A 12,944-nucleotide genomic window follows, 5' to 3' on the forward strand; every position below is an offset into this window, starting at 1 on the left:
AACCTCTTTGTTAGCAAATTCAAATAACTGAGAGTAAATACAAACTAAAGTATGCGGGGCTTGGCTGTAAGCCCATATTTTCTAATTTCTGAAGGTGTCATATTTGTATTCTTTTTAAAGATTCGACTAAAGTAATTTGCATCGTTAAATCCACAGCTTAAAGCTATTTCTGTCATATTAAGATTGCTTTCCTTTAAAAGCACCTTAGCTTTTTTTATTCTAAGATTATTAATGTACTCAATTACGGTTTGCCCAGTAGATTCTTTAAAAAGTCTACAAAAATGATAAGTACTAATATGTGATAAAGTGGCGAGTTCATCTAAGGTTATTTGTTTGGTATAGCTATTTTCTATATAATTTAAAGCTTCACTAAATTGTTTTAATTTAATTATTTTAGAGTTAAGCTCCTTTGGCGTATAAATTCTTGCAATATAATTACGTAATAATAAAGCAATTAATTTAAATGTACAACCTTTTATGGAAAGTTCAAAGCCTATCTCTTTTGAAAAATATTCTTTTATGATTTCATTAATATACTTCAAAAATTCAGTGTCATTTCTAATTAAATTTTCAAATAAAATCACATTGTTTGCGAGCGGCGTCATAAACTTTATTTGGCAAGAGTCAATTTGATTGCTAAAAAGAAAAGATAAATCAATTCTAATTACATAGTATTTTAAATTAACACATGAATTCTCTATAGAGTGAAGCTCAGTACTGTTTATGATAACAATGTCATTTGCAAAAGCTTCTATTTTTTTGGAGCCACATCTAAGAAGCGCTTTTCCTTCAGTAAAATAAAAAAATTGAATATGCTCATGCCAATGTGTCCTTAAATCTGTTCCTACGCTATAATGATTTTTTTCAAATATATCTACAAAAAAATTTTCATCAGGCATTTTTTTATAAAAATAATTTTTATTACTTTTTTTCATGGATTTCTCCTTTTCTATAATATAGCAAAATAATGCTAATATTAAGCAATATAATTAATGAAATACAAGCACTATATTGCTAATATAATAATAGCAATTATAGCCTAATATATCAATAATATGCTAAATGTATAAGTTGGGTTTTATCTTAATAATCCTTTAGAGAGGGGAGTTTAATAATGATTTTGGCAGAAAAAAATAAGGAGCATAGCAAGTGGATTATTTTGTTTGTAGTAGTATTAATGTCTTTTATGTCTTGTGTTGACAGCAGTATTGTAAATGTAGCATTGCCTACAATGGCAAAAAAGCTTTCAGTAAATATGGCTCAAATAGAGTGGGTTGTCGCTAGTTATGTTATGATTATTTGCGCTAGTCTTTTGATATTTGGACGATTAGGGGATATAAAAGGGAAGTCGAGGATATTTAAAATTGGCACTATAATATTTACTTTTGCATCGCTTATGTGTGGACTTTCAAATTCCTTAATTATGCTTGTAATTTTTAGAGTAATTCAAGGAATAGGGGCAGGTGCGTATATGGCGAATAATCAAGGAATTATAACTCAAATTTTCCCACAAAAAGAAAGAGGAAAGGCTTTGGGAATTTTAGCATCAGGAGTTGCACTTGGGACTATGATAGGAGCTCCAGTGGGTGGACTTATTGTAGGGTTTTTAAGCTGGAACTATATATTTTTTGTAAATATACCTATAGGTATAATAGCTTTTGTGGCAGGATTGCAGGTGCTTCCAAAAGGCAAGAATATCGATGAAAAACTTGATGTAAAGGGAGCTTTTTTATATTTTATAGCAATTATATTTTTATTTGGTTCTTTAATTGGTGAGCAGCAATTTGGGTATAAGAACCCCATGATTATAGTAAGCTTTGTTTTATCAATAATTTGTTTAATAATATTTGTTTTATCACAAAGAAAAATAGAACTTCCAATTTTACAGCTTGATATCTTTAAGAATAATCTGTTTTTGTTAAGTTTGTTTTGTGCACTTGTATCATTTGTATGTATAGCTTCTTCGATAATTATAATCCCTTTTTATTTACAGGATACATTAAAAATGTCTTCTTCAACTGCAGGAATGTTTATGATTGTGCAGCCATTAATTATAGCTGTAATTTCACCAATTTCAGGTGATTTAGCAGATAAAATAGGATCAGAACTGCTGGCCTTTATAGGGATTATATTTATGACGATTGGATTTCTATTTATGATATTTTTAAATGAGCATTCTCTTTTAATAGACGCAGCGTTTTGTATAGTTTTAATAGGTTTAGGACAGGGATTTTTTCAGCCAGCTAATAATTCCTTAATAATGTCGACAGTTCCTAAAAACAAGCTTGGTATAGCAGGAAGTATTAATTCATTGGTAAGAAATTTAGGACAAATGGTTGGAATAACTTTGTCTACAACCATTTTATATAATTTCATGAGCATCAAAATGGGACATAGAGTAGTGGATTATGTTTTCGGAAGGGATGATGTTTTTGTTTATGGGATGAGACATGTATATATTATTCTTGTGTTTGTGTGTGGCGTGGGTATAATAGCTACTATTTTTAGAATGATAAAGGGATAGTATGGCCTGATGATGTTATTAATTATTACGGTATGAATACTTTACTTATCTTAGTTATTATTATATCCTTCACTCTACTCCCTACTCTGATTTACAAATTCCAGTTTAACAGAATTAATTTGGCTTGCTTATGTAAAAAATTCCGTAAAAAGGATTATGAAAAAATATACATTAAGTATTTTTTGATGCAAATATAACAATAAAAAATGTGAATATAAATACATAGCTTTGATCAAACATTATTTTGCAAATTTACAGCATGGCAAATAAATTTTGTATATGGTCACAAATATGGACTTATAAATTCAAATAAAATTGGAGCATTTTATAAAAATTTATAATCATAAATATAAAATGTAAAATAACTTAAAATGTATATTGCATAAATAAATATTTGTTGCAAATGCTGTCAACAAATATGATAGAATAAAAATAACAAAAAATTTATAATAATACCATAATTTATTAAGTAGTATTTAATATATTCTAATAAGTTATGGTATTTATTTTACAATTTATAAAAAACTAATTCGGTATTTGTACAAATAACGTTATTAAATTGCTAAATTATAAATAATTAGAGCTTGATATTTCATTATTTATAAAAAAAATGTAAAACGATAAGAGAAAGTCATTAAATATAGCTAATAAATGAATAATATTTTTAATTTTGAATAAATGTGAATTAAAAGTATGACTTATTTCGATTTATAACCTAAAAAAAATCGAAAAAGTCATATATTTTAAGCATACAATATGCAATTATCAAAAAAAACCAATAATTATTAAAAAATTTTAATTTAACTTAATTTGAAAAAGACTAAATACAAGAATAATATCAAATCGTATGATGAGGAAATAAATTTTTATATTATCAGAAACATATTTTTGTTATAATTGTTACTTTGATAATATGAAAAAATTGGAGTTAAGGGAGGAATTTTTATGGCTATAACTGTAAAAGAAGCCTTAAGCCTTGATATATTGCAAGGCTTTGAGGTTATTGCTGGTAGAAAAGGTCTTTCGAATAAAATAAATCATGTAGCGGTTTGGGATTATGAAACGCCTAAACTAATAGAGGAAAATTTTAGTCCAGAAGACTTTGCATTAACTACACTAGTTGCAATAAGAGACAGGATCGATGAATTATATGGAGCTGTTGAAATGATGATTAAAGTAGGAATAAGCTGTTTAGCGATTAAGAATATTTATTTTGATCATATTCCTGATGAAGTAATTGACCTTGCTGATAAAAATAATTTTCCTATTATGACATTTAAAGATACGTTTACTGAAGATGTAATTGTAATCGTTAATAAAGCTATTGATGAGAAGAAGGAATATGAAAATCTAGCACTAAAAATAGACGATATTTTGTATAAAAATTTAAATGAAATAAGCATAAAAAAAATTGCTCATAAGATAAATATAAATTTTAAAGAGCAAAACATAGTAGCGTTTTGCAAGAAGAAGAACAACAAATTAGTAGGCATAAAAAGCTTTTCTGATAAGGAAATGGAGGAAGCTTGTAGTAAGGTTATACCGTATAAAGATGGATATATTCTCATTAATACCTTTGAAGATGCAAAACAAAACGATATTGATAAAATTATTTTGAGAAGACTTAAATGGTGGGGATTTAGTGAAAAGGAGTATGTTATAGGAATTAGCAGTTTGTATGAAAATTTGGGTAGTTTGAGTAAGGCCATACAGGAAAGCTTGTATGCTTTTAAATATTCAATTATATACAAAAAGCAAATTTCGTTTTTTAGTGAAATTGGCATAAATAAAATGATTATTCCAATTTTGGATAATCCATGGGTAATGAAATATTACAAGGAAATGATAGAACCATTAATTGATTATGATAAAAATCACGAAACAGAATTATTAAAAACTGCTGTAAAGTATGTTGAGAATAATGGAGATATGAAAGCTACTGGAGAAGAATTATTTCAGCATAGCAACACTATAAGATATAGAATAGAACGAGTAAATAAAATATTAAATGAAAATTGTAAAACCAAACACTTTTATGAAGAACTAGCTGTAGCCATTAGAATATACAATTTGATAAAGATATCTTTGTAAATTTTATAAAAGCATGCGTTTTGCAATTTAAATTATTACAAATCCGAAGTATCCTCCTAAGGTGTATTATATGCATGTAAGAAAACAATAAATAAATGCGAAAACTAATTTCAACTGAAAAATACAAATTTAAATAAAATTAGACGGCGATTGACAAGCACTGCTTTGATTACTGTCGTTAATAAAATGATTAACATAGTGACCCCCTGATTCATTTATACATTCTTTGTGTAAAAATAAGTATATTATAGGCATATTTGGATTAGAATGAATTTATTTCATTGGAAAGAGGTTTTCGAATTTATTTGAAATCTCAAAGGAGGACAAAATTATGAAACATTTAAAAATTGCTTGTACTGAAGAATCTAAAGAATATTTTTCAACTGATAGAAACTTAGTTTTAGCTGAAAACACAGATTATACAGATGTATCAGCAGTTGTATTAACTGATTCTGATATAGACTTAATTAACAATGTACATAATACAAAGTTTGGTATTCCTGTATTTGTCATTCTAAAAGATAAAGAAAAACTTGATGGTGAACTTCTTAAGAAAGTTTATCATGTAATGGACGGAAACAAATTTGATGAAAAACTTTACTCAAGGGAAATTGAGACTGCTGCAAACCAATATGAGGAAAAGGTATTGCCACCTTTTTTCAAAACATTAAGCAATTATGTCGAAAAGGGAAATATACAATTTGATTGTCCTGGACATCAAGGCGGTCAATATTTCCGTAAACATCCTGCAGGTAGATTTTTTTATGATTTTTATGGAGAAAATGTATTCAGATCAGATATTTGTAATGCGGATGTTGAATTAGGAGATTTGCTTATTCATGAAGGCCCAGCTATGGATGCTGAAAAACATGCTGCTAAAGTATACAATGCTGATAAAACTTATTTTGTAATGAATGGAACTAGTATTTCTAACTGTGTAGTTACAAATGCCGTAGTTGCACCAGGAGATTTAGTTTTATTCGATAGAAACAATCACAAATCCGTATACAATTCAGCTTTAGTTCAATCTGGTGGACGACCTGTATATTTAGAAACCGCACGTAATCCATTTGGTTTTATTGGTGGTATTGATGCACACTGCTTCGATGAAGAATACTTAAGAAAATTAGCAGCAAAAGTTGATCCAGAAAGAGCTAAGTCACAAAGACCATTTAGATTGGCTGTAATCCAGCTTGGAACTTATGATGGAACTATCTATAACGCTAGACAAGTAGTTGATAAAATTGGACACCTTTGTGACTATATCCTGTTTGATTCAGCATGGGTTGGATATGAGCAGTTTATACCTATGATGAGAGATTGCTCTCCATTATTATTAGATTTAAATGAGGACGATCCCGGAATATTTGTAACTCAATCCGTTCACAAACAACAGGCAGGATTCTCACAAACATCTCAAATTCATAAAAAAGACAGGCATATCAAGGGTCAAAAACGTTATGTAGATCATAAAAGATTTAACAATGCATATATGTTACATGCTTCTACTAGTCCATTTTATCCACTATTCTCAGCACTTGATGTTAATGCGAGAATACAGGAAGGTGAAGCTGGTAAGCGTTTATGGTCAGACTGTGTAAAACTAGGAATTGAAGCTAGAAAATTAGTTCTAAAAAATTGCACATTATTTAAACCATTTATCCCACCAGTTGTAGGTGGAAAGAAGTGGGAAGATCATGATACAGAAGAAATTGCAAATAATATTGAATTCTTCAAGTTTTATCCAGGACAAAAATGGCATTCATTTGAAGGATATGCTGAAAATCAATACTTTGTTGATCCTAATAAATTCATGTTAACAACACCAGGAATTAATGCTGAAACTGGCGAATACGAAGATTTTGGTATCCCAGCTACCATTCTTGCAAATTATTTAAGAGAGCATGGAGTTATACCAGAAAAGAATGATTTGAATTCCATATTATTCCTATTAACACCAGCAGAAACTTTGACAAAGATGAGTAACCTTGTATCACTATTGGTTAAATTTGAACACCTTGTAAAAGAGGATGCACCATTAAGTGAAGTACTACCAAACCTTTACAATAAAAATGGAAATCGTTATAGCGGATACACAATTAGAACGTTATGCCAGGAAATGCATGATTTCTATAAGAAAAGCGATGCAAAAACATATCAAAAGAAATTATTTAGAGCAGCTTCATTCCCAGAGCAAGCAATTACCCCTCAAGAGGCTAACTGGGAATTAGTAAGAAACAATGCTAAATTAGTTAGGCTAGAAAATATTGTGGGTGAAGTTGCATTAGAGGGTGCACTTCCATATCCACCAGGAGTTTTCTGTGTTGTTCCAGGAGAAAAGTGGAATGAAGTAGCACAAAAATATTTCTTGATATTAAAGGACGGAATAAATCAGTTCCCAGGATTCGCTCCGGAAATTCAAGGAGTGTACTTGAAAGAAGAAAATGGCGTTATTAATGCCTATGGATACGTGTTAGATAAGAAAACTAAGTAACATAAATTTTGTAGTCTGTACATGGATAAACTTGGAATTTATAATTTTAAGGTTCCAAGTTGTTCATCTATATGCAAGTGTTGGATTTGTAAATAAATTAATAAACGTTATAGGGGGAGGAAATGAATTATGGAAAAAACCAAGAATAAGATGAGCGTTCTTCAATTAACTATCTTAACTGCTATAAACATGATGGGTTCTGGAATAATAATGCTTCCTAGTAAATTAGCTCAAGTTGGAACAATGTCAATTCTTTCATGGTTAGTTACAGCAGTTGGATCAATGGCGTTAGCTTATGCTTTTGCTCAGTGCGGTATGTTTAGTAGAAACGCTGGCGGTATGGGTGGATATGCAGAGTATTCTTATGGAAAAGCAGGAAGCTTTATGTGTAACTACACGTATGGTTTATCGCTTGTAATAGCCAATGCAGCAATAGCAATTTCTGCTGTAGGTTATGCAGCTGTGCTTCTAGGAATAACACTTTCACCACTTCAAGTAGCATTATGTACAATTTTTACTTTATGGTTGGCTACAGTACTTAACTTTGGAGGAGCAAGTATAACAGGTAAAATTGGATCAGTTACTGTATGGGGTGTAATTGCGCCTGTATTAGTAATGTGTACTATAGGATGGTTCTGGTTTAGTGGTAAGCAATATGCAAGTGCATGGAACCCTAATCATTTTTCATTTTTTAATGGTATTGGAAAATCAATAGCAATAACTTTATGGGCATTTTTAGGTCTTGAATCAGCTTCTGCAAACATGGATTCAGTTGATAATCCTAAGAAGAATGTTCCTATTGCATGTTTAGGAGGAACTATAGGTGCCGCACTTATATATATTATTTCAACAAATGTTATAGCTGGTATAGTTCCAAATTCAGCATTATTAAAATCTGATGCACCTTTTGGATTAGCATTCGCTTCTATGTTTGGACCTATTGCAGGAAAAATAGTTATTGCACTTATGGTTATGTCATGCTTTGGTTCTTTACTTGGATGGCAATTCACTATAGCACATGTATTTAGAAGTTCTGCAGTTGAAGGATATTTCCCTAAAATATTTAATAAAGTTACAAAAACAGGTACTCCAATTGTTGCAATGGTAATTATTACTTGTGCGCAAACTTTACTTTCATTAATGACAATTAGCCCAAGCCTTAGTAAACAATTTGACGTACTAGTTAACTTGGCCGTAGTTACGAATATTATTCCATACTTGTTATCTATGAGTTCATTAAATGTACTACAAAAAGCAGAGGGAGTGCCAGAGGGGAAAATCAAGACAACTAACATTATTGCTTTAGTGGCTTCAATATACAGTTTATATGCTCTTTATGGTTGTGGTCTTGAAGCAATGACATATGGTGCTATAGCTACTTTTGCTGGATGGACATTATATGGATTTGTTTCACATAGATTTGATTTAAAGAAAAATGAGAGTAATTGTAATACAAATAACTAGTATTTATATAAGCATCTTATAATAATTTAGTTAGAATTCCTTTTGATGAATAGATAGTTGAAATTTTTTTATTGAGTTATTAAGCTCAACCATACGCGTTACCTAATAAAACTAAAAGCAGACATAAATTCGTGTCTGCTTTTGTTTTTAACTGAGAACTAAACAAATATTACTTGCATAGTTTTGGTACTTGCATTCTTAAGCTTTTAGTTAGTACATTTATAATAAAATAGGCTATGGTACATAAATCCTTTTTACCCTTTTGCCTATTCCGCAGATAAATTCATAATTAAAGCTTCCAGCCATATTTGCTAATTCCTCAACAGTAATGGTATTTTCACCATCTTGTCCAACTAAAGTTACTTCATCTTCTATTTCAACACCATCTATATGTGATATATCTACCATCATTTGGTCCATGCAGATTCTTCCTAGTATAGGTGCATATTGTCCGTGAATTAAAACTCTTCCCTTTGAAGAAAGTCCGCGCATATATCCATCTGCATAACCTACGGAAATAGTTGCAATTTTAGTTTTTATCTTTGTAATGTAAGTTTTACCATAGCTTATACCAGTACCTTCATAAACTTCAGAAATATTAATCACATGAGCTTTCCAGGTTAGGGCAGGTTTCAATTTTACAGAAGCCTTGTTGACTTCATCTGATGGATACAAACCATATGTAATTATGCCGCTTCTAACCATGTCAAATCTGTGATCATTAAGTTCCATAATTCCTGCACTATTGCAAATGTGTTTAAGTGCAATATTAATCTTGTTTTTTTCAAGAGTTTTTAAAAATTCATCATATTTTTCTTCCTGCAGTTTAGTGTAATTTTTGTCTTTTTCATCTGCACAAGAAAAGTGGGTAAACATACCTTCAACAATTAAATTATCCATATTTATAATTTTTTCAATATCCGAGATGCTTTTTTGCCTTACTTTAAATCCAATTCTGTTCATTCCAGTTTCTACTGCAATATGAACTTTTATTGTCTTTTTAAGTTTAACTCCACATTTTGATATTTCTTCTGCCATTTCAAGATTGTAAATGGTTTGAGTTATATCATAGTTAGCTAAAATTTCATATTGCTTTGGAGAGGTATAACCTAAAATTAATATTGGTATACCTATTCCGTTTTTGCGGAGTTCTACAGCTTCTTCTATAGTTGCAACTCCAAAGTAATCTACTTTATCTTTAAGAAAGTCGCCTATTTTTATAGCGCCATGACCATATCCATCAGCCTTTATTACTGCCATTACCTTTACATAGTCTTCTATTTTTTTTCTTACCTCATTTATATTATGTTCTATAGCTTTTAAGTCTATTATTGCGCAAGTTCTAAGATATTCTTCCATGTATTAGTCCCCCTTTATCAACTCCTTGAATAAATTTTATCTTGATTAATATTTCAAATCTATATTTTTTATATCTGTTATTAACATGTGACCAGGGGAATGTGTAATAACTATCTTAGGTTTGACGTTCATAACCACTGCTTGAGGAGTGACTCCACAAGGCCAAAATACAGGCACTTCATTATCTTTTATAGTTACGGAATCTCCAAAATCAGGTTTATTTATGTCCTTTATTCCTATGACAGATGGATTGCCTATGTGAACTGGTGCCCCATGCACTTTAGGCATTTCACCACTTACTAAAACTGATTTTACTATATTTTCATAAGAAAGCGGCCTCATGCTTACAACCATTTTTCCATTAAATATTCCAGCTGGTGTACAGTCTATATTTGTAATAAACATGGGTACATTACAATTTTCCTCTATGTGCCTTATAGGAATGTTTGCCTCAATCAGCTCAGATTCAAAAGAAAAGCTGCAGCCAATTAAAAAGCTTACAAAGTCATTTCTCCAGAAATCTGATATATCTGTGTATTCGCCAGTTAATATACCATCTTCATAGACTCTATATTTGGGAATATCCTTTGTGATATCAATATCTTCACCTAGATATTTAAGGTTTCTGTTACCTACGTCACTTACTTCTAATATTGGGCAGGATTTAGGGTTCCTTTGGGTAAATAACAAAAAATCATAGGCTAATTCCTTAGGTAAAATAACCAAATTAGCCTGTGCATACCCTGCACACATCCCAGCTGTTGGTGTTACAACTTTTCCTTCACGAATCAATTTACGAACCTCATAAGGCTTCATGCTTGAATAATTCATTTTTACCACACCTTAAATTATATTTTTTAATTTTTCATATTTATAAGCATCATCGTCATAAAATCCAAGTTCAATTACTTTTTTAAACCAAGTAGAGCAGGTCTTTTCTAATTTCATAGAGGATTCTATGGTTTCCCTCATTAAACTAACTATGGAAACATTTATTTCTAGGTTACAGCCATCTATAGCAGGAATTAGATCTCCGTACATGTCTATCATTCCACTTCTAGATGCTGTAATCATAGCTTCTTTTTCCATTTCTTTTGTGTGCATTATATTTAAATCTTTCTTTAAATAGGCTAATGCAGCTATAAGTCCGTAGCAACCCCAATCTGAAACTGTTGCAGTTATAATGTTGTCTGCTGCTACATCTGCGATTATTCCACCACCACAGCCACAGTTACAGCTTCCTTTTGCAGCATATGGAACATATTCTTCTAAATGTTCTTTTAGAGTTCCCATGCCGAGTTCATTTCCTAGGTCTCCTATGGCTATATTTAAAATACCTTTTTTCTTTAATTTAGTGAATAAAATATCCTGCTTTGCTTCTAATTCGCTTACATCTAATCCAACTGCATTGTGGTAAACACCAAGAGAATTAGCTCCTGGGCATTCTATACTTATAACTGCACTTGGAAGACCTTTTGACATAAGTTCATTTGCTTGATTTTCAGCATCTTTATCATTTTTTGTGAAAGGTATGCCTGCTATTGATAGAGGATATTCCTTTAAGCCTTCAATGTTGTCATGAAAATGAAGTCCAATTACATATGACAAGTTTTCTACAGCTCGCATGTTATCTTCAGGACATAAAATTATAGGTTTTACATTGAAGCCTTTTACTAAAGCTCTTGCCAAAAGCATTGTGCTTACAATCCCATCCATTTCTGCCTTCTTAAATGGGCGCAATACAAAGCCTGTCATTATATAAACAAAGTCGCCTTCTTTTAATGTTTTTACTAATTTTTTAGCACTATTCATTGTTAAAGGTTCTTTAGTGTATTCTCTTGCGGCACTGTATAGAATTCTACAGACACCATATCCTCTTGGATCTAAGTTCATTAAATTATCCAAGTTTTCGCCTATATTTAATATTGTTAATTCTTCTTGCTTCATATAGACATCTCCCCCTAAATTTAATTTGTAGCTTCTAAGAATTCATTAAGTAATGCAGCTTGGAGTTTTTTGATAAGTTCTGGGGCTTTCCCACCTACAGGTTTTCCGTCTATTTCGCATGCAGCCATACAAAATTGACCTGAACTAGTGACTATAACTTCGTCTGCATCCATTAATTCTTTTAAAGTAAATGCGGTTTCATTCACAGGAATATCAAATTTTTTACACATGTTTATAATATGAGCTCTTGCTATACCTGGCAAAATTAAATTATCTGTTGGAGCTGTTTTAAAAATTCCATCTTTTATAATAGATACATTGCTGTGAGCACATTCAGTTACTCTATCTCCTCTATGGAATACTGCTTCCTGGCATCCAGCCTCTTCTGTTTTTTGTGCTGCAATTACACTTGGAAGTAAATTTAAAGTTTTTATATTACAGTGTAAAAATCTAGTATCCTCTAAAGTAATTAGCTTTAGTTTATGAGACATGTCCTTTATATTTGTTGGTTTTAATACTATCCAAAGATTTGCTTTTACTTCATCTGGAGGAAAAGCATGATTGCGCATTCCTGTCCCTCTTGTAACCTGCCAGTATACAAACTGTTCACCAGAATCAACTTTTGTAACCATATCAGCCAATAGTTCTTTTAATTGTTCCTTTGTATATGGAATTTTGATTCTCAATAAACCTGCACTATTGTAAAAACGATCGATGTGTTCGTCTAGGGCAAATATTTTATGATTTCTGCTATATGTGGCATCATAGACTCCATCACCAAAATAACATACCCTATCATTCATAGGGATTTTCATATTTTCAATTAAATCAAATTCTCCGTTATAATATCCTAAGTTCTTCATAAAAAGGCACCTCCTATAAATTTAAAAAATAATATTAAAAAGCAATATATATTATATAATTGCTATAAAAGAATATTCTTCATTAACACATTACTATTTAAATATATGGTATATTAATAAATAAATTTTTTCAATGTTTTCTGAGAACTATGCGGAATTTATTTTTTATTATGCTTTTTACAAAAATATTTACGGTTTTTAA

9 protein-coding genes are annotated in these 12,944 nt (G+C 30.7%); 4 read left to right on the forward strand and 5 right to left on the reverse strand.

Annotation, left to right across the window (positions count from 1 at the left end):
* Nucleotides 1–44 precede the first annotated feature (44 nt).
* Entirely contained in the window at nt 45–935 is an 891-nt protein-coding gene (locus LQK79_RS14145; RefSeq protein ID WP_231016952.1) for an AraC family transcriptional regulator, read from the reverse strand.
* A gap of 179 nt (nt 936–1,114) precedes the next feature.
* Between LQK79_RS14145 and LQK79_RS14150 the strand changes: the two genes are divergently transcribed.
* From LQK79_RS14150 to potE, 4 genes are all read left to right on the forward strand, one after another.
* On the forward strand, nt 1,115–2,524 hold the full coding sequence (locus LQK79_RS14150; RefSeq protein WP_053242806.1) for an MFS transporter: 1,410 nt from the start codon (nt 1,115–1,117) through the stop codon (nt 2,522–2,524).
* Nucleotides 2,525–3,469: 945 nt separating this feature from the next.
* Nucleotides 3,470–4,615 carry a PucR family transcriptional regulator gene (locus tag LQK79_RS14155; protein ID WP_053242805.1) on the forward strand — a complete coding sequence of 382 codons (1,146 nt, stop codon included), beginning with the start codon at nt 3,470–3,472 and terminating at the stop codon, nt 4,613–4,615.
* Between the two features lie 331 nt (nt 4,616–4,946).
* Nucleotides 4,947–7,109 carry an ornithine decarboxylase gene (locus LQK79_RS14160; protein WP_053242804.1) on the forward strand — a complete coding sequence of 721 codons (2,163 nt, stop codon included), beginning with the start codon at nt 4,947–4,949 and terminating at the stop codon, nt 7,107–7,109.
* Nucleotides 7,110–7,238: 129 nt separating this feature from the next.
* Nucleotides 7,239–8,573, forward strand: a complete 1,335-nt coding sequence (gene potE / locus LQK79_RS14165) for a putrescine-ornithine antiporter (protein ID WP_053242803.1) — start codon at nt 7,239–7,241, stop codon at nt 8,571–8,573.
* Nucleotides 8,574–8,807: 234 nt separating this feature from the next.
* On the opposite strand, the gene alr is transcribed toward potE, so the two are convergent.
* From alr to LQK79_RS14185, 4 genes are read right to left on the reverse strand one after another with little or no spacing between them, the layout of a single operon-like run.
* Complete coding sequence (alr, locus tag LQK79_RS14170; protein ID WP_231016954.1) at nt 8,808–9,932, reverse strand: alanine racemase; 1,125 nt, start codon at nt 9,930–9,932, stop codon at nt 8,808–8,810.
* 45 nt (nt 9,933–9,977) lie between these two features.
* Entirely contained in the window at nt 9,978–10,763 is a 786-nt protein-coding gene (locus LQK79_RS14175) for a putative hydro-lyase (protein ID WP_231016955.1), read from the reverse strand.
* Between the two features lie 12 nt (nt 10,764–10,775).
* Complete coding sequence (locus LQK79_RS14180; protein WP_053242800.1) at nt 10,776–11,879, reverse strand: DUF4392 domain-containing protein; 1,104 nt, start codon at nt 11,877–11,879, stop codon at nt 10,776–10,778.
* A 20-nt stretch (nt 11,880–11,899) separates the two neighbouring features.
* Nucleotides 11,900–12,742, reverse strand: a complete 843-nt coding sequence (locus LQK79_RS14185; RefSeq protein WP_231016957.1) for a D-amino acid aminotransferase — start codon at nt 12,740–12,742, stop codon at nt 11,900–11,902.
* Nucleotides 12,743–12,944: the final 202 nt, after the last annotated feature.

The sequence above is a fragment of the Clostridium guangxiense genome, assembly GCF_021043395.1.
Taxonomy (GTDB): Bacteria; Bacillota; Clostridia; order Clostridiales; family Clostridiaceae; genus Clostridium_S; species Clostridium_S guangxiense.

Coding starts and splice junctions, on each gene's coding strand:
- LQK79_RS14145 (WP_231016952.1), bottom strand. CDS start 935: ATGAAAAAAAGTAATAAAAATTATTTTTATAAAAAAATGCCTGATGAA.
- LQK79_RS14150 (WP_053242806.1), top strand. CDS start 1,115: ATGATTTTGGCAGAAAAAAATAAGGAGCATAGCAAGTGGATTATTTTG.
- LQK79_RS14155 (WP_053242805.1), top strand. CDS start 3,470: ATGGCTATAACTGTAAAAGAAGCCTTAAGCCTTGATATATTGCAAGGC.
- LQK79_RS14160 (WP_053242804.1), top strand. CDS start 4,947: ATGAAACATTTAAAAATTGCTTGTACTGAAGAATCTAAAGAATATTTT.
- potE (WP_053242803.1), top strand. CDS start 7,239: ATGGAAAAAACCAAGAATAAGATGAGCGTTCTTCAATTAACTATCTTA.
- alr (WP_231016954.1), bottom strand. CDS start 9,932: ATGGAAGAATATCTTAGAACTTGCGCAATAATAGACTTAAAAGCTATA.
- LQK79_RS14175 (WP_231016955.1), bottom strand. CDS start 10,763: ATGAATTATTCAAGCATGAAGCCTTATGAGGTTCGTAAATTGATTCGT.
- LQK79_RS14180 (WP_053242800.1), bottom strand. CDS start 11,879: ATGAAGCAAGAAGAATTAACAATATTAAATATAGGCGAAAACTTGGAT.
- LQK79_RS14185 (WP_231016957.1), bottom strand. CDS start 12,742: ATGAAGAACTTAGGATATTATAACGGAGAATTTGATTTAATTGAAAAT.